Raw genomic sequence first — 25,519 nt, 5'->3', positions numbered from 1 at the left:
AAAACTAAACATCATTAAAAAATGTTTGATAATAACCAAACAATATAATAAAATGTTTGTTATATGATAAACAAATTAATAAACTAAGAAAGTGAGCAGTCTCAAATGGAAAATTCAAATGTTTATTGGCAAGCTTCCCTCGAAGATATGAAGCGGGGATACACCGAGGAAAAAGATGCCTATACTTGCCTGCTATGCGGAGAGAAGGCTGAAAAGGGAATTGTTTACCCTTTTGAAAACAGACTTTACGAAGCAGAAAGATTTATTCGTGTTCATATTGAAAGTACACACGAATCTGTTTTCGATTATTTATTGGCAATGGACAAGAAACTTACAGGCCTTACCTCTCACCAAAAAAGTTTATTACAGCTTTTCTATCAGGGCAAAAGCGACAAAGACATTCAAGTAGAACTAGATATTGGCAGTACCTCTACCATCCGCCATCATCGTTTTGTTTTAAAAGAAAAGGAACGGCAGGCGAGGATCTTTTTGACCCTGATGGAACTTTTAAAAGAAAAAGACGAATTTGCCCCTGCCTTTATGCCTGTCCATCAAACAGCGACAATGGTTGACGACCGATACAATATTACTCAAGATGAGCAGGAAAAAATACTGAAGAAATACTTCCCGGAAGGCACCTTAAGTAACTTTCCATCAAAGGAAAAACAGAGGCTTATTGTCATTCGGAAAATTTCCCAAAAACTTAAACCTGACCATATGTATGATGAAAAGGAATTAAATAAAGTGTTGAAGGGCTTTTATGAGGATTATGTCATCCTTCGAAGATATTTAATTGATTATGGATTTCTAGACCGCAAACCAGATGGCAGCAAATACTGGGTTAAAAAATAAGAAGAAGCAGAAGGTGAATAAAATGGATCGGAAGAAAGAATTAAAACAACAGTATAAAGAGACTGCTGTTGATGCCGGGATCTATCAAATAAAAAACAATAAGAATAATAAAATATTAATCGGAAGCACCAAAAACTTTAAGACTTTAAACGGAATTAAGTTCATGCTGGAAAATGGCGGATATACGACTAATAAAGAATTACAAAAAGAATGGAAGCAATTTGGCAAGGATGCTTTCACGTTTGAGATACTAGAAAAATTGAAAAAGAGTGATGATCCGTATTTTAACGAAAAAGAAGCATTAGTGCAGCTCGAAGAAAAGTGGTTGGATGAGCTTCATCCTTATGGCGAAAGAGGTTATCACGTAAAATAAAGGGATTCGGCGTGCTTTCGTTTATGACGTCACGAACTCAGACTGCCTTTCTCAAACAGCATCCCATCGATTATTCGATGGGATTTTTCTCAAATATCCTTTTAAAATTATTTCTATAGTGATAGAACAAATAACAGTATGAGACAAAAAGTAATAAAGCCAAAAGAAGCAAAGAATGATCTAAAAATAAATGAAGTAACAAAATATTAACAATAATTGGTGACAATACCGCCAAACTCAACGGAACATAACGATTACTCAATAACAAAAGACCGCAAAGGATCTCTAGTGTTTTTTCAATAACTAGTAGATAGGAAAATTGAAATAATGCCATCGCTTCAGGACTAGTGGCAATGAATGGGTCAAGCTGAAATATAACGAAATAACCGTTCACCCCTGCCCCAAGGAACACTAATCCCAAAAACAACCTAGATATTGTTAGAAGTACCTTCGTCAATTTCAACACCACCATGAGAGGTTTTATCGTAATCTATTAACCTGCAATTGTGAAATAAAAGGGAGATGCTCCACGCTTTGGAAGCTATTTATGATGAGGTGCGCGGGCTATCTCCTCTATTGAGGCTGCTGAATAAACAGCAACTCCTTTATTGTCCATTTGGGCAACCCGGCACATTGCTTTGGCAACACTTTTTGCTTCAATAGCCAGTTTGCTTTTCCAAGAGTCTTTTAAAATAAACGACATTCCTTGAAATATTTTAGCTGCTGCGTTTTCACCCAATCTGAACTCTTCGCGGTTCCCTAGTAAGAGAGAAGGCCGGAAGATGGAGATGGCTTGATAAGGAATTTCCTTTATTTTTTCCTCGAGATCTCCTTTCATTTTGGGATACCAAATTTTCGAACGTGGGTTGGCATTCATTGAACTGATTAAGAGAAAATGATGGGCTCCCTTTTCTTGGGCTAACTTTGCGATAGCCAAAGGATATTCCACGTCCACCTTATACATGGCCTCTTTCGTCTTTGCTTTCTTGATGGTCGTTCCTAAACAGCAAAATACATCGTGTACTTGAAAATAATCTTGAACACCTTCAAGCTGTTCAAAGTCACAAAGCACCTCAGTCAATTTTGAATGCTGTAATCCAAGCGGACGTCTAACGAGTGCATATACCTTTTCATATTCCTCTGCCTGCAAAAGGATCTGAAGTAATTCGCTCCCTACCAGTCCACTTGCTCCTGCGATAAGTGCTGTTTTCATATTAAATGGTGCCCCCTTGTTAAGTACGGTGGTGTGATTTTTTGTTGATATGCCATTTGGAAAGTTTCGGTATTTTGACAGCCTCTAGTTTCCTTTAAAGGGCTCTTGTTCCAATCTTTTCTTGGTTTGAGCGTCTCATGAAACCTACCTTTTATGAGGTAACTCTAATCCTAAGGTCCCCCTCAAAATCTTACCCGATAATCTTCTTCTTTTCCAAAAAAAGAAAAGATCTGGTGTTCAGCCCTTATGACTCTCCTACATTTTCCCATTTCCTAGAAACTGAATCCACCAGTTGAACAATTTTCTCTTCCTTTACACTCTTCAGCTTTCCGTTTACTACAACCTGCTTACCGGCCACATAAACATCCCGAATCGCCGTCGGCTGCATGGAATAAACGATATTCGCAAACAGTTCTGGTTTTGGAAGCAGCGAGAGATCATCTAGATCCAACGTCACAAAATCAGCTGCCATCCCTGCTTTTAGCTCCCCAACAGGAAGTCGAAGGATTTCTCCGCCCATTTTTGTCCCCATTTCATACACTTTCTGTGCGTTAATACTAGTGCCATCCAACGTCCTCACCTTCTGTAATAACGCACACATCCGCATTTCTTCAAATACGCTGATCCGATTATTGCTGCACGCACCATCAGAGCCTAACGCAACCCGAACTCCAGCCTTTAGCAATTCTGGAATTCTCGTAATCCCATCAGCAAGAAACATATTGCTTGATGGACAATAGGCAAGTGTTGCCCCCTTTCGGCCAAGCATGCTTATTTCAGATTGCTGCAGCCAAACAAGGTGAATCGCAATCATTCTATCATCTACTACCCCCAAGGAATCTAAATAATCTCCTGGATGCAGTCCGAACTTTTCTAACGTTTCTTCCACCTCAAACATTTCTTCAGCCACATGGATATGGAAAGGCGTATCCAATTCACATGCCAGCTTATGTCCCGCTTTAATCATTACAGGTGAGGCAGCATGAGGACTATGCGGCGCTGGGTGAATATCAACCATATCATCTCCCTGATATTTAATAGCTAGAGCCCTCGTCCTTTCTACCGCTTCATCCACTTTTTCAATATAAGCCTTTGGAGCCCCTTCCCAGTCATACATGGTCCTCGCAAGAACCAGCCGAATACCCAAATCCTTCGCTGCACGAATAACAGCCTCATCAAAAGCATTACTGCCATTATGAACATAGAAAAAGTCACACACTGTCGTGACACCGTATTTAAGCATCTCCCCAAATGCAAATAGTGCTCCTGTGTAAATCGCTTCTTCATCCAAATGCGGTGTGTATTTATATAATGCTAGATCACGCCACTCCAAAAAAGGTCTATCAACTGCCATTCCTCGGAGTAAACTTTGAAAAGAATGATTATGTGCATTTACGGTCCCAGGAACTACTGCCTTGCCTTTCAGTTCTTCCACTCGCTTACCGCTATATTTCCGCAAAACGTCACGAGAAGTACCAATCTCGATAATCTTTCCATTCTCCATATAAAAAGCGCAATCTTTCTGAAGAACACCTTTCGTGTAGATCTGATCAGTAACCACTACGGTTCCCACTTAAACACCTCCGCCTCTTTCATCAATTGCTAAAATACTATTCAACAACACATTGCCTGTCTTCTCAATATCTTCTATTCTGCTCTTTTCTTCCGGGCAGTGGCTTTTCCCATCTATACTCGGTACAAAAATCATGCATGTACGGGTAAGTGTTGCCATATGCGCAGCATCATGGCCTGCCATGCTCCCTAATAAAAGAGATGGGTAACCTAGAATTCCTGAGGTTTCTTCACAAATCTCAATCAATTCTTTACACATCCCAACAGGGAATTGATCCAGAATAACACGCCTATGAACAACCGCTGACCGGGATCGTAAAATCTCTTTCATTCGGATCTCCCAAACTAACAATATCTCATCGATGACCTTCCTATTCTGCGACCTTAAATCCACTGAAAATATTACTTCACCAGGAATAATATTGGTCGCATTCGGTTTAACAGCGAACTGTCCGACCGTGCCTGCAACGTCTTGATCCAAATAATTCTTAATCACATGTTCAAATGCCAAAATGCATTCTGCTGCAGTCAACAACGCATCCCGACGGTCATGCATGGCAGTAGTCCCAGCATGGTTTGCTTCCCCGCTGATTCTTACTTCCTCTCGGTAAATCCCCGCTATCCCCGTCACAACGCCCACAGGAATCTCGTATTCTAATAACCGTTTACCCTGCTCAATATGAACTTCGAGAAAAGCAGAAAAATCATCGTGCTTTCTTACAGCATCTTCAAACCTCTGCGGATCTCCTCCCGCTTCCTTCAAAGCATCCATTAATCTTCTTCCCGAGGAATCTGTTACACTCAAAATATCTTTCTTTTTTAGCTTTCCAGAAACAGCTCTGCTGCCAAAGGTGGATAACCCAAACGGATTCGGTTCTTCTGCACTGAACGAAACCAGCTCCAAAGGATGAACCGTCTGAATACCTCTCTCCTGCAAAACGGTCATCACTTCAAGCGCAAGTACCACACCTAGGGCTCCATCATACATTCCTCCGTTTGGAACAGAATCAAGATGCGATCCAAACGCAATCACAGGCAAGCTTTCGTCCCTTCCTTTCCTTCGAGCCCATATATTCGCTGCTTCGTCGATACGGACATCTAAATGGAGTGCCACCAGCTCATGCCTAAGCCAGTATCTCGCCGCAAGCTCCGCCTTCGTAAAGGTCGTTCGATCTATTCCGCCTTGTTCATTCCGTCCATATCTTCCAAGTTCTTCTAACCTCTGTTGAATTCTCTTAGGATCCACCCGGGGCAATAACTTCATCTAGTACCATCCCTTCTTTCACGACAACTTTTCCATTCTTAATAACCGTATTAACGAGATTAACAGCATAGTTGTATTGAAGGAATTGATAATTAGGAGCATCAAAGATGACCAAATCGGCTTTTTTCCCTTTTTCAAGACTGCCGATTTCGCTAGCTTTATCAATCGCATGCGCAGCATTAATCGTACATGCAGACAGCACTTCTGCAGGAGTCATTTTCATCGTCAAACATGCTAGGTTCATAATAAAAGGCAAAGATTCAGTAGGTGATGAACCCGGATTCCGGTCTGTGGACAGAGCAACGGGAACCCCGCTTTCAATCATCTTTCGGGCATCTGCTGGTTTTTCCATAAGAAAAAAGGCCGTACCGGGCAGTAAGACGGCGATTACGCCTTTCTTGGCTAACTCTTCAATTCCCCGCTGTGAAGCTTTCAATAAATGATCTGCTGAAATTGCTCCAACCTCTGCAGCAAGCTCAGCTCCTCCTAACGACACAATTTCATCAGCATGAATCTTCGGCTTCAAACCCGCTTTTATCCCTGCTTCTAAAATTCGTCTCGATTGTTCTATCGTGAATACTCCCTCTTCACAAAACACATCACAAAAATCTGCAAGCCCTCTTTCAGCAACAACCGGGATCATTTCCTCGATTACCAATCGAACATACTCATCGGAGTTTTCTTGATATTTGCTAGGGATAGCGTGTGCGCCCATAAAGGTGGAAACGAGGTCGACAGGATGAGTCTCTTGCAGTTTTTTAGCAACCTCAAGCTGCTTTAACTCATGCCTAAGATCCAACCCATAACCGCTCTTCGCTTCAACGGTTGTCACCCCATATTGCAAAAAACGATTAAGACGCTGCCTGGTTTCCAGTAATAACCTTTCTTCGGAGGCTTCTTGTGTCTTCTTCGTTGTAAAATGAATGCCCCCTCCTTTCTGATAAATCTCCATATATGTCGCCCCTTGCAGACGCATTTCCAGTTCATGCTCCCTCGAACCTGCAAAAACAATATGAGTATGAGGATCAATGAGACCAGGAGTGACAATTTTTCCAGCAGCATCAATCGTTTCAATTTCTTCGTCCAATGCCTTCAAAAATTTCTGTGCGTCTTTGTCACTGCCAACAAAAACGATACCACCTTCCTTGCAAATAACAGAACCGTTTTCGATGACGCCAATCTCCTCCATCTCGGCCCCTTTTTTCGGTTTGTCACTTGCTCCAGCAACTGTAATTACTTGCGAAGCATTTTTCACATAAAGAGCCATTTAGTCTCCCCCTCCATCCAGCATCGGCATAGAAATCCCTTTAGTCCTCGCTGTTTTGATTGCTTTGTCATAGCCTGCATCAGCATGGCGAACGACACCCAGCCCTGGGTCTGTTGTCAACACTCGTTCCAACCGCCTTTCTGCTTCTTTCGTTCCATCCGCTACCACCACCATCCCGGCATGCATCGAATATCCCATGCCGACACCCCCGCCATGGTGAAGTGATACCCAGCTCGCACCAGCAGCTGTATTCAGCATCGCATTTAATAGCGGCCAATCAGCAATCGCATCACTGCCATCCTTCATCCCTTCTGTCTCACGATTCGGAGAGGCAACAGACCCGGCATCCAAATGGTCACGGCCAATTACAATCGGTGCTGAAATTTCTCCGGAGGCAACCAGTTTGTTAATCATCGCTCCGAATCTGGCTCTTTCCCCATAACCGAGCCAGCAAATTCTCGCAGGCAGTCCTTGAAACTCAATCTTATCCCGCGCCATCATAATCCATTTGCACAGACCCTCATTGTCGGCAAATTCTCTTAAAAGCACTTCATCCAGCTTATGAATATCTTTAGGATCTCCTGATAAAGCAGCCCAGCGGAAGGGACCTTTTCCTTCGCAAAATTGCGGCCGAATATAGGCTGGTACAAAACCTGGATAGTCAAAAGCATTTTTCACTCCTTCGTCAAAAGCTACTTGGCGGATATTGTTTCCGTAATCAAAGGCAATCGCGCCCTTTTCTTTCATTTCTAAAATCGCCTTCACATGAAGCGCAATGCTTTCTTTTGCTTTTTTGATATACGCTGCCGGATCCGAATTTCGCATCTGCTCGCCTTGATCTAAATTCATTCCAATCGGCAAATATCCATTTAACGGGTCATGCGCAGATGTTTGATCGGTGATGATGTCAGGTATGAATCCTAGCCTCAGCATTTCCGGCAGCACCTCTGCCGCATTGCCAACCAGCCCGATTGAAAGACGGCGCCCCTGTTTTTTTGCTTCTAGTGCGAGATTTAGTGCGTCCGGAACGGAATCCACTAACAAATCGCAATAACGAGTACGTTTTCGTTTTTCAATCCTCGAAGCGTCAACTTCAATTCCAATAAAAACACCATCGTTCATAGTGACAGCTAAAGGCTGCGCCCCGCCCATCCCGCCAAGTCCGGCTGAAACTGTAATAGTCCCCTTCAAGCTACCGCCAAAATGCTGCCGTGCCGCTTCGGCGAACGTTTCATAGGTCCCTTGAACAATCCCTTGACTGCCGATGTAAATCCAGCTTCCTGCCGTCATTTGACCGAACATGATCAGACCTTTTTGATCTAACTCATGAAAATGATCCCAATTTGCCCAAGCAGGCACTAGGTTCGAATTGGCTAGAAGCACCCTTGGAGCATCACTATGGGTTTTAAAAACAGCAACAGGCTTTCCTGATTGAATCAGCAGCGTCTCGTCATTTTCCAAATTTTTGAGAGAAGTAACAATCGCCTCATAACATTCCCAATTTCTGGCCGCTTTTCCGATTCCTCCATATACCACAAGCTTCTCTGGATGTTCAGCTACCTCCGGATCCAGATTATTCATTAACATTCGGAGGGCAGCTTCCTGAATCCAGCCTTTAGTGTGTAGCGCTGTGCCTCTGTGAGCCTTAATCACTTTTTTGGGGCCCATTTATATCTCCTCCTCATTGTTTACAAACCAAGTCTGTTCCAACTCCGAAAACAACGTTTCATCTTTCATCATCTCTACCACTTTCACAAACTCCTTTGAAAGTACTCTGTCCTCCTGGAAGAATTTCACTTTCTCTCTCATTTTCTGATACATCCAGCGCGAACCATCGCCCAATTTCTCACTGTCCAAAAAGTCTATCGCTTGAGAGGCACAGATCCATTCAATCGCTAACACATAATAAGCATTTTCAATGATTTGATACGCCTTTCTGGCTGCAATGGTACCCATACTTACATGATCTTCTTGGTTAGCTGATGAAGGAATAGAGTCTACACTTGCGGGATGACTTAATGATTTATTTTCAGAAACAAGGGCGGCGGCTGCATACTGGGCAATCATGAAACCTGAATTCTTCCCTCCCTTTAATGTTAAAAATGGAGGAAGATTATGATTTAGCTGGGGATTCACTAACCTCTCTGTTCTCCTTTCTGAAATATTGGCCAGCTCCGCCATACTAATGGAAAGGAAATCCATACTTAAAGCGATCGGCTGACCATGGAAATTTCCGCCTGATATCACTAGGTCATCGTCAGCAAAAATAAGCGGATTATCCGTGGCAGAATTCATTTCAATATCCAGACCTTTTATAATATAAGAAACTGCATCCTTACTTGCTCCGTGTACTTGAGGGATACATCGGATTGAATAAGCATCCTGTACCCTGACTTCTCCCTGTTTTGTGGTAAGCTGGCTATTCTTAATCATTCTTCTAATAACAGCAACCGTTTCGAGCTGACCTTTGTGCGGACGTACTAGATGAGTTATCGGGTCAAAAGCATCCCGAATGCCTGCTAATGCTTCCATGGTTAAAGCAGCAATGCAATCTGCCCATTTTAGCAGCTTCATAGCTTCCCAGCAGGCAAGAACTCCAATCGCTGTCATTACCTGTGTGCCATTGATTAAAGCCAAACCTTCCTTTGCTTCTAATGTAATCGGGGTAATTCCCGCCTTTTTCATCGCTTGTTTTCCGTTCATTTTCTTTCCTTTATAAAAAGCCTCCCCTTCTCCAATCAAGACAAGTGCTAAATGAGCAAGCGGCGCGAGGTCACCACTTGCACCCAAGGATCCTTTTTCAGGAATAACCGGAATAACATCTTTGTTTAACATTTCAATCATGGTTTCAACACTTTCCAACCTTATTCCTGAATAGCCCAGTGCTAAAGAATTGATTCTTAAAAGGAGAGTAGCTCTAACGATATTTTCAGAAAGATGTTGTCCCACTCCACATGCATGACTTCTAATCAAGTTCAGCTGCAGCTCTTTGGCATCTTCGGCAGAAATTAAGGTATCACTGAACTTTCCGAAGCCTGTCGTTAAACCGTAAACAATTTTCCCTTCCCTTAAGAGCCTCAAGACATAATCACGGCTCTTTTTGATATTTGCCTTACTTTCAGCAGAAATAACAACTGATGCACGATTTTTTGCCACATCAATAACATCCTTCATGCTTAAGGACCGCCCTGTCACGACTACCTTCATTCGCAATCCCCCCTCTCTTTAGACAAAAAGAAGCCATGCCCATTTTCTAGGAACATGACTTCTATTAAAGAATGATGATATTATTGGTTATAATGAAGTTGTGGATATGGAATGTAATTTCTACATTATATGCAGGATAGACAACAATAAATGACTGTGGTCTGCACAATTGGCTTTTTATATGAAAAATAGAGACATTAAGATAACTTATAACAAACCACTTTAAGTTCCGTCATTTCTTGAATAGCAAATTTAATTCCTTCTCTGCCCAGACCAGAGTTTTTCACACCTCCGAATGGCATCGCATCGATACGATAATCGCTGCTATCATTAATCATAATTCCACCGGCTTCTACCTTTGCAATTGCTTCGTGGGCTTTTTTAATATCATTTGTAAAAATTCCAGCTTGAAGTCCATAATCATTATCATTTGCTTTCTCGATCCCTTCGGCGAGATTTTTCACTCCATATAAAAGGACGACAGGGCCAAAAATTTCTTCTTTTGCAATGATGCAGTCATCCGGAACATCCGTTAAGACGGTAGGCAGGTAAAAAGCGCCCCTTCGTTCTCCACCCGTTAAAAGTTTAGAACCTTTTTCGATTGCTTCATTAACGATCTGCTGTACGCGAATGGCTTCTTTTTCCGTAATTAAAGGACCCATATCGGTTACTAATGATTGTTTGTCACCAATACTATATTGACGAGTACGCTCGACGAACTTACGTTGGAACTTTTCCCTGATGCTCTCTTGAATATAAATCCTTTGTACACCAAGACAGTTCTGACCAGCAGCCCAAAAAGCCCCTGAAACGGTTACTTGAACCGCTTCATCTAGATCAGCATCCTCCAGCACAATAACAGGAGAATTCGCCCCAAGCTCCATGCTTAATTTTTTCAAGCCAGCTTTGCGGCTGATTTCTTCGCCAGCTTCCAAACCGCCCGTAAAGGAAATCATCCGAACAGCGGGGTGGGTAACTAGAACATCACCTATCTCACTTCCATAACCTGTGATAACGGAAAGGATCTTCGGTGGAAGACCCGCCTTGTCAAATGCTTCCGCTAATAACAGGGCACTTAATGGCGTAACAGTCGCGGGCTTTACAATAATCGCATTCCCCGCTGCAATTGCAGGTCCAACCTTATGTGCAACGAGATTGATGGGATCATTAAAAGGAGTGATTGCTCCAATAATCCCAATGGGTACACGCAGATAATAGCCCACACGCTTCTCACTCCCGGGACTTTGATCAAAAGGAATGGTCTCACCTGCTATCCTCCTTGCTTCTTCCGCACTGATTCTCAGTGTCTCCAGACAGCGGTTCACCTCTTTTGCCGCTTCCCTTATTGTTTTACTTCCTTCCCGGGCAATCGTCATCGCATAGGTTTCTTTATTTTTTTCAATATAATCTGCTGCCTTTTGAATAACTGCCATTCGTTCATGAACAGGCATGGAAGCAGCTAGTTTTGCGCCCTCTTTTGCCTCTTCAATACAATGAAGCATATCCTCTTTTGAGGCTGCCGGGACGGTATCTATCAAACTATTATCCTGCGGATCTCGCACTTCAATGCTTCGTTCCCGGTTTACCCAGTTACCTGCCAAAAACATCTTCCGACTGGCAATTCTGATTGGCATATAGACCCCCACCTTTCTTCATTTATGTTTTAAAAAGTCCTTTTTCCCGGTGTATTGAAAGTAAATCAATTAATAGAGCATATCCTGTTTCTACTTTGCCAGCTCCCGGTCCGCTTAAAGTTACAGTCCCTAACAGATCGCATTCGTACGTAATTGCATTAGTGGCACCGCTGATCGAAGCAAGGGGATCTGTTAAATCTACTTTGACTGGAGAGATGGATGCCTCCACTTTTCCATCCTTCTTCCCGGCTTTTGCAAGAAGCTTCCAGCGCTTCCCTTCTGCCTTTGCGTCTTCAATATCCTTTAACGTGATCTCTGATATGCCTTTACAGGAAACATCTTGTACGGATAAGGTGGTCTTCATCACATAGTTTGCCAGTATTGCAATTTTATATCTTGCATCATAACCTTCAACATCGCTTGTCGGATCATTTTCCGCATAACCTAATCTTTGTGCCTGCTGTAATGCATCCTCGTACGAAACTCCTTCTTCCTCCATTTTGGTTAATATATAATTGGTTGTTCCATTTAAAATACCGCGGATTTCTGTGATGTCATTTCCAGCCAGTGCCGCTGACGGCAGCCTTAATGCAGGTGTTCCGCTCATGACCGTCCCCTCAAACCCCCAGAAAACACCGTTTTCCTCAGCCATTTTTGCTAATTCTCTATAGGCGAGTGCTACAGGTCCCTTGTTGGTCATCACAACATTTTTACCGCATTTAAATGCCGTTTTGCAGTGATCAATCGCCGGCTGCCCTGTTTTAACATCTGTAAAACTTACCTCGACAATCGTGTCTGCATTCGTGTCGCGTATTGTCTTAAAGCTGTCCATCCCAGTCTTCAGTCCTGGCACATAAGGATAGTTTTCAAGATTTCCTGTATCCTTTAAAACTCGTAAAACGGTATCGATATCGAGACCGTTTGGATGATAGATGGAACCTTTCATTAAGTCAGAAATCGCGACGATACTAGCTTGAAAACCCTCATTTTTTCGCAGCTCTTCCTTTTTGTCCCGCAGTATTTCCGCTAATCCTTGCCCAACCACTCCAAAGCCAATAAAAGCCAATTTTTGTTCCACTTCCGAACCTCCCTACTTAATCCATCCTTACAAAGAGGCTTCACCCTTCAAAAACTTTATGGCTGTCTGTACTAAAATTGCTGCCCCTATCGATAAACAGCTTTCATCAATATCAAATATTGGGGTATGCAAATCTCTTTGTATATCTCCTTTGCGACCGCAGCCAAGGAAGAACATCGAACCTGGTAGAATTTGCGTGACATAGCCAAAGTCATCGCCTCCCATTCCAAACGGACCTTTGACGATCGCTAGCTCCGGGTAAAGTTCCTTAGTTGCCGCCAAGACCCATTCATTCACAACCGGAGAGTTCTTTAAAGCAGGCTCCCCTCTTTGAACGTTGAAGGAGTAACTTCCTCCTAAATTTTCCACAATCGAAAAGGCTTTTCGCAGTTCATCTGCTAATAAATCACGCACCTCAGGTGTATAGCTGCGAATGGTTCCTTCTATCGAAACTTCTGTTGGAATAATATTGCTGGCAGTTCCGGCGTGAATTTGTCCGATGCTGACTACCGCTGAATCTAGGGCAGAAACCTTTCTAGCAACCACTCCGTGCAGCGCCTGCATGAGTGGACCGAGCATCCAAATCGGGTCTGTACCAAGCTCGGGATAAGCTCCATGACCGCCGGACCCTGCAATCTGCCCTTGAAACACATCTACATTTGCCATGCTGTACCCGTCATTCATCTGCATCTCTCCAACATGCAGCCACGGACACATATGCAGTGCAACTGCCGCATCGACACCATTATAAACACCGGCCTGAACCATATAAGGTGATCCAGAAAGACCATATTCATCCGTACTTTCCTCCGCTGGCTGAAAAACAAATTTCACCGTGCCCTTGATTTCTCCTTTATTAAACATATCCGCAAGAATATGGGCAGTCCCTAGCAAAATGGCTGTGTGGGCATCATGACCGCAGGCATGCATTACCCCATCAATCTTTGAAGCGTAGCCGATAATATTTTCCTCTTTGATTGGAAGGGCATCAATGTCAGCACGCAGTGCAATCGTGGGCCCGTCACCCGAGGTCAATGTACCGACCACACTCGTCTTCACCCCCAGACCTTCTTCTACCTTCATTCCTTGTATCTGCTTTAACGTTCCTGCTATCATTTTAGCTGTTCCAATCTCTTCAAAACTAAGCTCGGGATACTGATGCAGCTGCCGGCGCCAATCTACAATCTGACCTGATAATGAGTGAACTTTTTCAATGATCGGATGTTCGTTAGGCATCAACTCTTCCCTTCTTTCTTTTCCATTCATGTGCAAAACTCAGCAAGGTGATGAACCAGTGGAACATCACCTCTATGGTCTTCAATCTAGCAAATACATAGATTCTCTATCTATCTGTAAACATCTTTTCGGCATGGCGGAAGGCACCCTCGAAATCAGCGATAATATCCTCAATATCTTCAATTCCGCATGACACACGAATAAGTCCTTCTGGAATTCCCATTGCTGCCCGTTCCTCCGGGGTACATTCAATATGGCTTGTCGTCCGCGCTGGACCGACAGTCGTCTCTACTGCACCGAGATTGGCGGCCCGGTTAGCAAATTGCAGCTGCGGCAGTAGATGTTTGACTGTGTCCATACCGCCTTTTACTGCAAAGCTGAGCATTCCGCCAAAGTCCGTCATTTGTGCTTTAGCAATTTCGTGGTTCGGATGCGTTTTTAGACCCGGATAGTAGACTCCTTCCACTAATTCTTCCTTTTGCAGATAGTTTGCTAGTGTCATCGCATTTTCACATTGTTGGCGCACACGCAAATGAAGCGTTTTCATTCCGCGTAATATCAAGTAAGCAGCCATTGGATCCATCGTTGCCCCATTAATTTCACGATAATGATAGATTTTTTCAATAAGATCTTCAGGTCCGCATACCACTCCGCCTAATGCATCAGCGTGCCCGCCTAAGAACTTCGTTGCACTATGGAGCACCAAGTCGACGCCTAGTGAAAGCGGTGTTTGGTTAAGCGGTGTAGCAAATGTATTATCTACGATCACAAGTGCTCCCGCTTCTTTTCCTGCCTTCGCCATCCGTTCAATATCCGTTATTTTCACCGTTGGGTTCGTTGGCGTTTCCAAATATAGTATTTTACATCCTTTTGCTACTTCTTTTTCGATTTGTTCATGGTCGCCCGTATCACAAAGAACCACTTCTATTTCCTGACGAGGCAAGAATTCTGTAAAAATTTTATTCGTGCCGCCGTACGTATCTTTAATTGAAACAATTCGATCACCTGGCACCAAAAAAGTCGAAAATGTATTACTGATTGCCGCCATCCCCGTTGAGAAACTAGTAGCTGCTTCTGCTCCTTCCAGCACTTTCATTTTTTCCTCGAACGCTTGAACCGTAGGATTGGTGTTGCGTCCATAAATATGACCTTTTTTCCTTCCAGTAGCCACGTCATACCATTCATCCATATCGTTATAACCATAAGCAACACTGAGAACAACCGGAACTTGTGTCGCACCGTGAACCAAATAATCCTTTTCTCCTGCCCATACTGCTTGTGTTCCCTTTTTGATGTTTTCTTTAGCCACAAGATCACTCCTCTATCGTTATTCGTTCACCTTTAAGCAAGTGTCATGCTTCATCATTTCGCCATAGGCAAACAACGCGATCGCTGTATCCTGCACCCCTGTGCCAGTCAAATCACAGACTGTAATTTCATCATCATTCTCCCTGTACAGCAAGCCCGCTGAAGTCAACTGACCCAATTCAATAACAGAAGATTTATTTGTTAAGATGCCTTTTTCCAGTGCATGATGGTATTCCCCAAGCCTTGCGCATTGTGACTTTGAATCACACACAAGCTTATTTGCTTTTACAAGAACTTCAGCCTCTAATTCTTGTTTATGTTCAGCATCGGAACCCATGGCTGTAATATGCATACCCGGATGGAGCCACTCATGTTTTATGACAGGTTCTGTTGCAGGTGTTGTCGTCACAACCAGGTCACAATTCTTTACAACTTCTTCAGCACTCTCTGCCACTTCTACGTTTATCCTAAGCTCTTCATTCATTTCCCTTCTATACTTTTCAGCTCGATCCCTCGAACGTGAATATACAATGACATTGGAAAAATCACGGACGAACTTCAAGGCTCTCACCTGATATCGCGCTTGGCTCCCGGCTCCAATCACACCGACATTTTCTATATTTTCCCTAGCAAGGTATTTTGCCGCAATCGCCCCCGCCGCCGCTGTGCGTACCTCTGTTAAATAACCATTATCTAAAAGAATGGCCTGCACAACCCCAGTCTTCGCACTGATCAACATCATCAGCCCATTCCCGCTGGGCATTCCAAGCAAATGGTTGTTAAAAAAACCAGAGGACACTTTAATAGCAAACATATCCTTGCCCTTGACGTATGCACTTTTCACATCCACTTCACCATTATGTTCTGGAATATCAACACGGAGGATTGGCGGCATCATCACTTCATTGCTTGCAAACTTCGTAAAACCTTCTTCTACAACAGAGATGGCTTTCTCAGTTAACGGGACGAACCTTCTTAGTTCTTTTTCAGTAAAAATGATCAATAGATTTCTCACCACCTCAACTGATGTTTTCGAATAAACCATCCTTAATAAACAAATGTCTAGGCAAGTTTGCAAATGTTTCACAGCCGCTGTCTGTTACTCTCACAGCTTCACTTGTTTCAAATCCGTATTCATCGAGCCAAACCCCAGGAATAAGATGAAAAGTCATATTGGGCTGCAGAATCGTTCTGTCCCCTTTTCTAATGCTGACAGTATGCTCACCCCAATCAGGAGGATAGTTCAGACCCATCGAATAACCAAGACGCGAATCCTTTGTGATGCCGCTTTTTGAAATGATTTTTCTCCACGTCTCTTCTATCTCTTCACAAACAATGCCGGGCTTTATCATATCAAGACAAGCATTAAGTCCTTCGACGACAACTTCAGACAGCGCTTTGTATTCATCATCAGGCTTCCCAATGTAAACGGTGCGTGCTAGCGGAGAATGGTAGCGTTTAAAACATCCCGCCAACTCGATAATCACGGCTTCACTGTATTTATAAACATTATCACTCCATGTTAAGTGCGGTGTTGATGTCTTCTCTCCTGAAGGAAGCAGCGGCACAATGGCAGGATAATCCCCGCCATATTCTTTTGTTCCCCTGATCTGCGAGTGGAAAATCTGCGCAGCGACATCACATTCACGTACCCCTTCATCAATGAAATCAATTCCAGACATCATTGCCTTTTCAGCAATTTTTCCAGCGCGCCTCATATACTCTATTTCTTTATCCGATTTAATTAAGCGGATCCAATTGACGAGAAGAGTAGCATCCTGAAAGCTTGCATCTGGCAATCCCTTTTTTAACACGTCATAACATTTTGCGGTAAAATAATAGTTATCCATTTCAACACCGATCGAACGCCGTTCCTGACCAATCTGCCTTAAAATATCCGCCACAAACTCCATAGGATGCTTACTTTCGGAATTTACATAGTCTTCTGGGTAGGGAATAATGTTCTCTTGATAAAGCCAGGTCGTAAGCCTTGCAGCATTAGCATCCTGATTTCTCCCAATCCAAATCGGCTGGTCCTCCCCTCCGATAATGATCAGCATTTGGTGCATATAAAATGACCAAGCATCATAACCTGTTAAATAATTCATGTTGGCCGGATCTGTTATCAGCAGCACCTCAATTCCTTTTGCGGCCATGCTCTGAAACGTCTTGCGGAGCCTTTCTTGATACTCTAATGTGCCAAACGACATGTGTTCATTCCTCCTGATTTTGCCGTTTTAAATTTTAGATTTGATTTACGATCATTATATGAAAACTAGTTGCTTTTCCTTATTCGCCATAATGTAAGAAATTTCAAACAGTTTTATAGTCAATTTTTATAAAGGAAAAAGAAAAAGGACCACGGTACTGCACCCCAAAAGTTAGGTTTTATGCTTTAACTTTTGGGGTGCAGTACATAACAGGCCCTTTTTCGCGATTGTCCATATCATATTAAATCGTCCACTTGTCATTCACCATCGCAACTAACAGCCATTCCCCGCTCTCATCTTGCTCAAAAACTAGCAGTAAACTGGCCCAATCCATCCCTCCATACTTTTCAGAACCAGAAAGATAATATTCAACCACTTTTGATTGCGGAAACACTTCTTTTACATTGTTGATGGTGTTCCCTCGCTGTTGTATATCATCCACGAGGATTTCATCTGCATTTTCATAGGGTTTAGCATATAAGATTTCTTCCAGATACTGCTTTGGTGTTAGTTCGATTGGATCCCCGCTGCCATCATAATAGCCCCATAGATATTGGCTGTTATTTTCTAACAATGAGGACACTTCTTCTTTTTGAAAAACAATTGCTTCATCTTCGATATAGACATACGGTGAAAAAAGAAGTCCTTTTTGCGGATAAACATAGTCTGCTATTCTGTTCATATCCTGGTTTTTCAAACCATCAACAATCATTAATGCTAGCTGCTCAATGGATAAACCAAGCATTTTTGTATCAACTTGACTAACGATCCACTTTGCATCCCTTGGTTTAACATGGTAGGTCACAACCGCATGGCCGATTAGCTCATTTTCTTTTTCTTGAACAATTTTGTAATGTTCGTCACTAATTCTTTCAATTTGAAAAGGTAAGTCGTTTTCTAACCAAACCGGAGCTGATGTCGGAATTAAATAAGGCCTACCTTCCTTTTCCCCAATATATCTTTCCATTAACGAAGAAGCTAATGACTCAGACATACCTTTCATAAGATGTGCCTGAACTTCAGTTCTCGAATTAAAACCAGTAATTACACCATCATCTTCAGCTGAATCCATAATCGTTGTAAAGAGTTGCTTGTATTGCTCCATCACATTCTTAGCTATTTCTTGATTAAATTCAGGGGGCTCTTCAAGGACAGGATCCTTTTTCTCGCTTTGTTCAGGATCTACTTCCACTTCTTCTTGTTGTTCCTCTTTTGGTTCATCCCTGCCTATACCAAAGAACAAAAAAACTCCAGCTAATACTCCCACAAACAAAATACCTGCAATGATCTTTTTCAAGCTTACACTCTCCTCTCCCAATATCATGTATATTCAGTGTGACACCAAAAATGGAGGGATGGAAGTCTTCTAGGAAAAATGTTAAAGAATCTTGCCTTTATCTCATCTCCTGATTATTGAAAATAGATACCAACTTCATGTTTAAACTACAGCATTTTTAAATATATTGAAGATAACGATAAAAATAAGGTGATGATGTAATAACTATGAAAAAAATGCTTACGATCCTTCTTGCTACTTCGATTCCTTTTGGATGGACAATATATATTGCTTATAAACAATTGGCACTCGGGGTCATTGCAGGGTTACTTTTTGGCGCATGTATAGCAATAGGATTAGTGACAATTAATTACCTTTTTACTAAATCAGCGGGGGAAGGTTTGGACAGCAGTGTCAACAGAGAAAAGGAAATAGAAGTGCACTTGAACTACAATCACGCATTTGAAGTATGTAAAAGCTCCATTTCTGCTCTTAGGAATGCAAAAATCATGAATATTGACTATAGAGAAGGAATCATTCACGTTAGAACAGCAGCTAACTTCCGTACATTAGGCGAACAAATCATACTGAGTGTTCAAGAAATTAGCGATGAAGTATGCAAGATTCACTTACAAAGTAAGCCCGCTTACCCCACAACGGTTGTTGATTACGGAAAGAATATAGAAAATATAAAGCTCCTCACTAGTTACTTCGAGCAGCAAGCTTAGGGATTATCAATAAGTTAACAGAAGCCGTCAATTCGACGGCTCCTTTTCTCGACTTCTCCAATAAGCCACTACCGGGCTTTTTCCAAATTTCCGAGTTGTTTCTTCTTATTTTCATGATATAATAAAAGGAACATACGTTCTTTCAGGACACTTGGAGGTTTAAACCATGGCGGTAAGTTGTTTATTGGAACTAGAACCAGGCAGCTCCTTTGAAGGCTATTGCCTTGTCAAAGAAGTGAAACAGGAGAAAACGAAAAAAGGGGATCCCTACTTAAACATTACGGTAGCAAAAAAACATAAAATGGTTTCTTGCAAGCTATGGAATAATGGATTCGGAGGCAGAAGTGTTGAAGAATTATTAACCATTTTCACAAATGGAGCTATGCTATATCTTGCAGGAGATGCATCTGAGTTTAATGGACAAGTTCAGATGACGATCAGCGATTTCCGTTTAGCTCAAAGTGGAGAGGTCGATTTTAGTGAATATATTGAAATGGCTCCAGAATCCATTGAAAGCATGGAAGCGGAAATACGTTCATTCATTGATGAGATCCAAATCCCCATCCTGCATCAAATCACCTCAGAGTTATTTGAAGAAAACAAGAAATATTTTATGAACCATGTAGCAGCGGTAAAAATGCATCATAATTTTAAAAGCGGCCTCGCTTATCATACCTTATCACTTTTAAGAATCGCAAAAAATATTTGTGATCAATACGGAGAAGCAGTTAATCGAAGTAAAATGTACGCTGCTCTCACTTTGCATGATATGGGGAAAATTGTAGAAATGACAAAGGATTTTACCGCACCAGAATATACACTCTTTGGCCAGTTTTTAGGGCATATTCAAATTGTCAACCAAATGATTGACCGAAAGCTCGTAGCAATACGCAATGAACGGTCCGTTTCCTTAGAAGAAGTGACGGTTGTTTATGAGCTTATGAATATTATCTCCAGTCACCATGGCCCGCTTAGCAACGGCTGGGGAAGCACTGCAGAACCGATTACACTTGAAGCCCATCTTTGCCATATGATAGACAACATCGATGCAAAGATTAACATGATCTCAAAAGCAACAGCAGACATGAAAGAAGGCGACGTACAAAAAGTCTGGGGTCTCGGAAAAATCTATAAGCCTAGTAACTAGTATAAAACAAGGATAGCTAAGTACTTCTTAACTATCCTTGTTTTAAGATGATATTTTAACTTTTCGTATTACTTCAAGGAATAGAAAGTTGAGCCACGTTATAAAAGGAATTGCGAATATCAATAGATAAAGATTTGTATGACCAAAGCCAAACAACCTGGCTTCCTCATTGTTTATATAAAGTATCCAAGTGGCTGTTATTAGGATAAGTGCATTCATACAAAGAGCAAACAACATAGCTAACCATTTGTTAATTCCCTTGTCCATTACTCTTACCGAAGCAAACAAAGACACAAAGAATGAAAATAATATAATCGCAATGTACAAAAAAACACTCCCCTCCTATTCGATCTTTCCTGCGTTAACCGGCCTCCATTATTGAGAAGGTTTCATAAAAATTGGCGCCACACTGCAAGGCTGAATCTCTATTTCCTTCCATACATTACCAACTATATATGGTTCAACTTTCAACCATTCATCGAGTTCTTCTCTTGATGGATAATCCACCACCATCATGGAACCGATCATTTTTCCATCATCATCAAGAATTGCGGCACCATATAAATGCTGACCATCTTTATATCTTTTTTTAACAGATTCTAAATGTTCTTCTCTTGCCGCTAGTCTCCTATCAAGAGCTTTTTCATCGGTGCCATCATAGGCTGTCACTATGTACTGCATTTAATCATTGCTCCTTCCGTTTGTAATTGCTCTCTCTGTATACCATCTGGTATACATTCTCTCTCTTAAATCTAATTATTGCTATAACCCGAATTCTTCCGCAATTAACCTGATAACATTCTTACGATTCTGAACTCCAGACACATTAGGTATAATCATGATTTCGTCCGTTTCAAAAAGTTCAGCAATTTGCTCAATTTCCTTTTTTACTTTATCAGGTGTTCCAATGATCATCCGCTTACGGTTTTCCCTAACCTTTTGCATTTCTATTGAACTGAATCCGCGGCTTTTTGCTGTTGAAACCGACGGATAATAGGGCGGCTGGTTATCGGATTCAACAAAGTAGAGCCACAAATCAAATGCCTTAGCTAAATCCTCAGCTTCCTCCTCCGTTTCCGCAGTAATTGCAAATACAGCAATAATCTCTTTAGGATATCGAAGGAAAGCAGATGGCTCAAAATTTTTTCTATAATTATTTATAACATCTACCCCTGCCATTCCTGGCTTGGCGAAATGAGCAAATACATAGCCTATCCCTAAATCTGCTGCAACTCCTGCCCCTCTTTCCCCCGTACCGAGCATCCACATCTCTGGTTTAGTCGGTATTCTTGGGGTAGCAATTAATGATTGAAAGCGATGAGGGTTCAAAGTATCGTCAGTAAAATACTTTTGTAAATCACTCACTTGCTGTTCATAAGATTGCTTCTTACTTATTCCCTCATTTAAAGCTTGATTGACTATACGATAACTTGGAGACCTGCCAATTCCAATATCAATTCGATCTGGATGGAGCGCCTCCATCATCCGAAAGTTTTCAGCAACTTTATAGCTGCTATAATGCGGCAGCATAACACCGCCAGAACCAATTCTAATTCTTTTTGTTGATGTTGCTAAATGCATCATGAGCAACTCCGGACTACTATTTGCAACTGAATCAACGAAGTGATGTTCAGATACCCAAAACCGTTTGTATCCTAGGGATTCTGCGAATTGTGCCAACTCCGTTGTCTGCCAAAGTGCTTCATGTCCGGAAACCCCCTCATCAATAGGAGAATAGTCCAGTATGCTCAGTGATATCATTTTTGTACTCCTTTTTTCTATGTAGTATATCACACTGCTTAAAATGCATTATATTAACAGTGTTATTAAAAAAGGGTGAGGGATATCAATAGTACAATAATCATTTTTTCCATTTAATAGATACTTTTGGGTTGGCTAGTGAAAAAGAACATAATATAATAAAGTGCCAGCGCAGTTAAAATTTACCTAGACTTCTTATACAACTCTATATAAAGAAATTATTCTGAAACGAGGAAATTATTATGAGTGTCAAAATACATCAAAAATCCAATAAACTTAAACAGGCAGGACGAGCCCTATTAGTTATCATCGGGGGTTTTATTACGGCATATGGACTTGAAGCAGTGTTAATCCCAAATAATGTATCTGATGGAGGCGTGACAGGATTAAGTATCGTTGGTTCACAATTATTCGGGCTCCCTTTAGGGATTCTAATCGCTATCCTAAATATCCCTTTCGTGTTTTTAGGATATAAACAAATCGGAAGATCCTTTGCCATATTTTCAGTCATCGGTATTGCTTCCCTATCTTTCGGGACGACCATCATGCACCATATCCCAACCATAATTAAAGCGGATACCTTGTTAGTAACAGTTGTAGGTGGTATTATCATCGGTTTCGGAATGGGGCTGGCACTTAGAAATGGCGGTGCATTAGACGGAATTGATATGTTGGCAGTACTCCTATCTCGGAAATTACCTTTTGGAACAAGCGATCTTATTCTATTCTTAAACATGTTCGTGTTTATTGTTGTTTCAACCGTCTTTGGACTTCAAGGAGCCATTCTTTCAGCAATTGCCTATTTTATCGCTTCTAAGGTCATCCACATCGTAGAAGAAGGTTTAAGTGGGTCGAAAACCTTTAAAATCATCACAAATCAGCCAGAAGTAATGGTAGAAACCATTCGTGACCGTTTGGGCCGCGGAGCAACCTATAAACTCGTTCAAGGCGGATATTCTAACGAACAATTTAAAGAGATTACCTGTGTAATCAATCGTCTTGAAGAAAGCAAAATAAAAGAAATCATCCGGGAAATCGATGAAAATGCCTTTGTTACTGTATACGACGTGGCAGAAGTAAGGGGCGGCAGCTTCAAAAAGCATGATATACACTAGACAAAATGCTTGGAAAAAACTCCAAGCATTTTGTTCATTTTCTGAAATAACCAAGCAATTCCTATAGCCTCAGTCCAACGGAATACGAAAATATTTCCCCGCTAATTTTTTAAATTGATCTCCATGAAGTGCTTTTCTCTCCATTTTTCCATCCACCCATTGTATGAAAGAATCTTCGGTGAGTATCATATTTCCACGATCCGTCAATTTCGTCACCAACGGTTTTTTATTAAAAGGAGATTCTGGATGTTCCACAATGATCTTTTGGACTTCATTTAACTCCTTAATATCTCCAACAATTTCTTTAGAATGAAAAGCATAGCCCTTTTTCCAATTCTCATCTTTATGTTTCAGCTTCATATAAAAGATGTAATCTCCATGTTTACTATCTGTATGTACCACCCGAAATTCCCCATTAGCAGACGTGACAACCTCCCCTGTTAATGGCACAGGTTTTAAAGGAAGGTTCCCTCCAAAACCTGTATCTACAATAAATAGTTTTTCATTATGGTTTACCACATTCGCCACATGAGTTTTTCCAATAGAATTCCAATTTTGATTTTTTTGGTCATATGTCACACCTCGTATTAAGGATGTGTCGAAACCATTTTCAACCAAGAATAAGTAGAGAACCGAATTGAGTTCATAGCAAAGTCCGCCTTCATTTCGCTTCATAATTTTGTTTACTAAATTCTCTTCCGTAATATCTGCTGTCCTATCATCCAAAATACATAGATTTTCAAATGGAATCTCTTTTGCTGTCTTTTCGAGAACAGCATCTAAGTTTTCCAACGTGATCATTTCATTTTGTGGAATTCCCACTCTTTCTCGAAATAACGAATTGATGTTACTCAATTAACATGCCTCCCTCTATAAATGTTGATTTATCAACGGTTTGACCCGTTGATGGGGTGTTTAAAAAATATTTTTCGACACGATTCCTAACAATCTTTTGGTATTATGTGAATAAATTCCATTACATTGGTCGCTACGCGGTCACTACTGGATAATGATGGAAAGTTGTTATAAGGAATTATGTGATGCACAATGGATCTCTGCGTAGCTTATGATGACGTACCCTCCCATGTCTCTGGGCATCTGTGTGCCTACATTCCTTCGTTCGGTCTAGTCATAAGGCAGAGGTTAGCGAAGCTCCTTTAGGGACTCGAAGTCGAATGGATAAAATAATGCCAACTTCTCCGTGTCATCCTGTTGTCTAGGTCTGTAAAGGGATGTAGAACTTTACATAGCCTCTGCGAGACTAGGAATATCCTTCATCATTCGCTGTGCGTCAAATGCCTTGTGCTTGGTACTGATTCCATGTAACACTTTTAATAGTTTTCCGCATAGAACCACGATAGATTGCTTCTTACGTAATGGATTAACCTTACGGTTTGTGTAATACTCATGTAGCTTTTGAAAGGCTTCATTATGGCGAACCATTGGCATCATCACTCGGAAAAGGATGGCGCGCAGCTTTCTTCTGCCCCGTTTGGAGATGCGTTTTTGTCCTTTGTGCTGACCGGACGAATTTTCACGTAACGTTAATCCCGCGAGTTTGATTAGTTGGCGTGGATCTTCGTAATGTGAGAAGCTTCCGATCTCAGCTAATAGTTCGACAATGGTGGTATCTCCAAGTCCTTGAACCGTTGATAGCCATTCGTATTCTACAGATGTTTTAACGAGCTCAACTAAGTGTTGAGTAATACTTTCGATATCTTGTTCTAATTGGTTGTAACGACGAACGAGTGTGGCGATTTCGATACGGGCCATCTCACGTCCCTCTGTTACTCCGATCGAATTAGCAGCGACTTCAATAAGAAGCATTGCTTTCGGTCGTTGGGGAGATTTGAGCCCCTCAACCTGGCGGTAAAGTGATAATAATTCATCGGGTTGTTTCTGGTGAAGATCACTAGGAAATGGGGTACATTCAAGTACTGCCATTGCCAACTTTCCGAATGACGGAAAGACCTGGGGAAACTCAGGAAAATAGCGATCTAACCACCTAATCATCATGTTTTTGACAGCTCCAAGTTCCTCTGTCAACTTACTTCTAAACGTTGACCCAACACGAAGTTCAGCCTCCACGTCTTTCAAGATTCTTGGATAACTGAAGCGTCCGTCTTTAATAAGACGAGCAATTACTAAAGCATCTTTACGGTCATGTTTGGTTGGTAGATTGTCATCCAATTCCTTTGACCGTTTGACGTGCATAGGGTTGGTCATAGCCAAGGGAATCCCCCGATCCTCCAGGAAATAGGCTAAATTAAGCCAGTAA

General features: G+C 41.7%; 23 protein-coding genes. 5 read left to right on the top strand and 18 right to left on the bottom strand.

The annotated features are described in order from the left end of the window. Window positions 1–105: 105 nt before the first annotated feature. Window positions 106–852, top strand: coding sequence for a DUF2087 domain-containing protein (locus tag CZ487_RS09400; RefSeq protein ID WP_077211946.1), 747 nt, complete (start codon window positions 106–108; stop codon window positions 850–852). A 22-nt stretch (window positions 853–874) separates the two neighbouring features. Continuing rightward, entirely contained in the window at window positions 875–1,225 is a 351-nt protein-coding gene (locus tag CZ487_RS09395; RefSeq protein ID WP_077211945.1) for a GIY-YIG nuclease family protein, read from the top strand. A 70-nt stretch (window positions 1,226–1,295) separates the two neighbouring features. On the opposite strand, the gene CZ487_RS09390 is transcribed toward CZ487_RS09395, so the two are convergent. From CZ487_RS09390 to CZ487_RS09325, 14 genes are all read right to left on the bottom strand, one after another. Next, window positions 1,296–1,682 carry a hypothetical protein gene (locus CZ487_RS09390; protein WP_084783183.1) on the bottom strand — a complete coding sequence of 129 codons (387 nt, stop codon included), beginning with the start codon at window positions 1,680–1,682 and terminating at the stop codon, window positions 1,296–1,298. Between the two features lie 84 nt (window positions 1,683–1,766). Beyond that, on the bottom strand, window positions 1,767–2,438 hold the full coding sequence (locus CZ487_RS09385) for an oxidoreductase (RefSeq protein WP_077211943.1): 672 nt from the start codon (window positions 2,436–2,438) through the stop codon (window positions 1,767–1,769). Between the two features lie 244 nt (window positions 2,439–2,682). Then, window positions 2,683–4,011, bottom strand: coding sequence for an amidohydrolase family protein (locus tag CZ487_RS09380; protein ID WP_077211942.1), 1,329 nt, complete (start codon window positions 4,009–4,011; stop codon window positions 2,683–2,685). Continuing rightward, the gene (locus CZ487_RS09375; RefSeq protein ID WP_077211941.1) at window positions 4,012–5,274 is read right to left on the bottom strand and encodes a Zn-dependent hydrolase; all 1,263 of its coding nucleotides are present in this window, start codon (window positions 5,272–5,274) and stop codon (window positions 4,012–4,014) included. It abuts the gene before it with no gap. Continuing rightward, window positions 5,246–6,541, bottom strand: a complete 1,296-nt coding sequence (gene hutI, locus CZ487_RS09370; RefSeq protein WP_077211940.1) for an imidazolonepropionase — start codon at window positions 6,539–6,541, stop codon at window positions 5,246–5,248. Before hutI ends, CZ487_RS09375 begins: the two co-directional genes overlap by 29 nt. After that, a complete protein-coding gene (gene hutU, locus CZ487_RS09365; RefSeq protein WP_077211939.1) occupies window positions 6,542–8,209 on the bottom strand; it encodes a urocanate hydratase in 1,668 nt (555 codons plus the stop codon). Next, complete coding sequence (hutH, locus tag CZ487_RS09360) at window positions 8,210–9,748, bottom strand: histidine ammonia-lyase (RefSeq protein WP_077211938.1); 1,539 nt, start codon at window positions 9,746–9,748, stop codon at window positions 8,210–8,212. A gap of 197 nt (window positions 9,749–9,945) precedes the next feature. After that, entirely contained in the window at window positions 9,946–11,382 is a 1,437-nt protein-coding gene (locus CZ487_RS09355; RefSeq protein ID WP_077211937.1) for an aldehyde dehydrogenase family protein, read from the bottom strand. 22 nt (window positions 11,383–11,404) lie between these two features. After that, a complete protein-coding gene (locus CZ487_RS09350) occupies window positions 11,405–12,460 on the bottom strand; it encodes a homoserine dehydrogenase (protein ID WP_077211936.1) in 1,056 nt (351 codons plus the stop codon). Window positions 12,461–12,487: 27 nt separating this feature from the next. Beyond that, a complete protein-coding gene (locus CZ487_RS09345; protein ID WP_077211935.1) occupies window positions 12,488–13,696 on the bottom strand; it encodes a M20 metallopeptidase family protein in 1,209 nt (402 codons plus the stop codon). 106 nt (window positions 13,697–13,802) lie between these two features. Further along, window positions 13,803–15,005, bottom strand: coding sequence for a cystathionine gamma-synthase family protein (locus tag CZ487_RS09340; protein WP_077211934.1), 1,203 nt, complete (start codon window positions 15,003–15,005; stop codon window positions 13,803–13,805). An 18-nt stretch (window positions 15,006–15,023) separates the two neighbouring features. Beyond that, window positions 15,024–16,007: a cyclodeaminase gene (locus CZ487_RS09335; protein ID WP_077211933.1), complete on the bottom strand. Its 984-nt coding sequence runs from the start codon at window positions 16,005–16,007 to the stop codon at window positions 15,024–15,026. 16 nt (window positions 16,008–16,023) lie between these two features. Then, on the bottom strand, window positions 16,024–17,214 hold the full coding sequence (locus CZ487_RS09330; protein WP_077211932.1) for a M24 family metallopeptidase: 1,191 nt from the start codon (window positions 17,212–17,214) through the stop codon (window positions 16,024–16,026). A 241-nt stretch (window positions 17,215–17,455) separates the two neighbouring features. Beyond that, complete coding sequence (locus tag CZ487_RS09325) at window positions 17,456–18,511, bottom strand: hypothetical protein (protein ID WP_077211931.1); 1,056 nt, start codon at window positions 18,509–18,511, stop codon at window positions 17,456–17,458. 206 nt (window positions 18,512–18,717) lie between these two features. On the opposite strand from CZ487_RS09325, the gene CZ487_RS09320 reads away from it, so the two are divergent. Next, window positions 18,718–19,218, top strand: a complete 501-nt coding sequence (locus CZ487_RS09320) for a hypothetical protein (RefSeq protein WP_077211930.1) — start codon at window positions 18,718–18,720, stop codon at window positions 19,216–19,218. Between the two features lie 166 nt (window positions 19,219–19,384). Further along, a complete protein-coding gene (locus CZ487_RS09315) occupies window positions 19,385–20,365 on the top strand; it encodes a 3'-5' exoribonuclease YhaM family protein (protein WP_077211929.1) in 981 nt (326 codons plus the stop codon). Window positions 20,366–20,740: 375 nt separating this feature from the next. Here the strand turns inward: CZ487_RS09315 and CZ487_RS09305 are convergent, their stop codons facing one another. Both CZ487_RS09305 and CZ487_RS09300 read right to left on the bottom strand, forming a co-directional pair. Continuing rightward, complete coding sequence (locus CZ487_RS09305; RefSeq protein ID WP_077211927.1) at window positions 20,741–21,046, bottom strand: YciI family protein; 306 nt, start codon at window positions 21,044–21,046, stop codon at window positions 20,741–20,743. 81 nt (window positions 21,047–21,127) lie between these two features. After that, window positions 21,128–22,126: an LLM class flavin-dependent oxidoreductase gene (locus tag CZ487_RS09300; RefSeq protein ID WP_077211926.1), complete on the bottom strand. Its 999-nt coding sequence runs from the start codon at window positions 22,124–22,126 to the stop codon at window positions 21,128–21,130. A 242-nt stretch (window positions 22,127–22,368) separates the two neighbouring features. Here CZ487_RS09300 and CZ487_RS09295 point away from each other — a divergent pair, with 242 nt between their 5' ends. Next, window positions 22,369–23,241 carry a YitT family protein gene (locus CZ487_RS09295; protein WP_077211925.1) on the top strand — a complete coding sequence of 291 codons (873 nt, stop codon included), beginning with the start codon at window positions 22,369–22,371 and terminating at the stop codon, window positions 23,239–23,241. 69 nt (window positions 23,242–23,310) lie between these two features. Here CZ487_RS09295 and CZ487_RS09290 read toward each other — a convergent pair whose 3' ends face one another. Together CZ487_RS09290 and CZ487_RS09285 are read right to left on the bottom strand one after the other, a co-directional pair. Then, a complete protein-coding gene (locus CZ487_RS09290; protein ID WP_077211924.1) occupies window positions 23,311–24,096 on the bottom strand; it encodes an arylamine N-acetyltransferase family protein in 786 nt (261 codons plus the stop codon). Between the two features lie 387 nt (window positions 24,097–24,483). Then, a partial coding sequence (locus CZ487_RS09285; protein WP_077211923.1) for an IS110 family RNA-guided transposase occupies window positions 24,484–25,519 on the bottom strand: 1,036 nt, incomplete at its 5' end.

The sequence above is a fragment of the Robertmurraya dakarensis genome, from assembly GCF_900156875.1.
GTDB lineage: Bacteria > Bacillota > Bacilli > Bacillales > Cytobacillaceae > Robertmurraya > Robertmurraya dakarensis.
The sequence above is the reverse complement of the archived record's forward strand: the minus strand, read 5'-3'. Positions and strand labels throughout refer to the sequence as shown.

Coding starts and splice junctions, on each gene's coding strand:
- CZ487_RS09300 (WP_077211926.1), bottom strand. CDS start 22,126: ATGATATCACTGAGCATACTGGACTATTCTCCTATTGATGAGGGGGTT.
- CZ487_RS09345 (WP_077211935.1), bottom strand. CDS start 13,696: ATGCCTAACGAACATCCGATCATTGAAAAAGTTCACTCATTATCAGGT.
- CZ487_RS09320 (WP_077211930.1), top strand. CDS start 18,718: ATGAAAAAAATGCTTACGATCCTTCTTGCTACTTCGATTCCTTTTGGA.
- CZ487_RS09395 (WP_077211945.1), top strand. CDS start 875: ATGGATCGGAAGAAAGAATTAAAACAACAGTATAAAGAGACTGCTGTT.
- CZ487_RS09385 (WP_077211943.1), bottom strand. CDS start 2,438: ATGAAAACAGCACTTATCGCAGGAGCAAGTGGACTGGTAGGGAGCGAA.
- CZ487_RS09375 (WP_077211941.1), bottom strand. CDS start 5,274: ATGAAGTTATTGCCCCGGGTGGATCCTAAGAGAATTCAACAGAGGTTA.
- CZ487_RS09315 (WP_077211929.1), top strand. CDS start 19,385: ATGGCGGTAAGTTGTTTATTGGAACTAGAACCAGGCAGCTCCTTTGAA.
- CZ487_RS09295 (WP_077211925.1), top strand. CDS start 22,369: ATGAGTGTCAAAATACATCAAAAATCCAATAAACTTAAACAGGCAGGA.
- CZ487_RS09305 (WP_077211927.1), bottom strand. CDS start 21,046: ATGCAGTACATAGTGACAGCCTATGATGGCACCGATGAAAAAGCTCTT.
- hutH (WP_077211938.1), bottom strand. CDS start 9,748: ATGAAGGTAGTCGTGACAGGGCGGTCCTTAAGCATGAAGGATGTTATT.
- CZ487_RS09400 (WP_077211946.1), top strand. CDS start 106: ATGGAAAATTCAAATGTTTATTGGCAAGCTTCCCTCGAAGATATGAAG.
- hutI (WP_077211940.1), bottom strand. CDS start 6,541: ATGGCTCTTTATGTGAAAAATGCTTCGCAAGTAATTACAGTTGCTGGA.
- hutU (WP_077211939.1), bottom strand. CDS start 8,209: ATGGGCCCCAAAAAAGTGATTAAGGCTCACAGAGGCACAGCGCTACAC.
- CZ487_RS09330 (WP_077211932.1), bottom strand. CDS start 17,214: ATGTCGTTTGGCACATTAGAGTATCAAGAAAGGCTCCGCAAGACGTTT.
- CZ487_RS09355 (WP_077211937.1), bottom strand. CDS start 11,382: ATGCCAATCAGAATTGCCAGTCGGAAGATGTTTTTGGCAGGTAACTGG.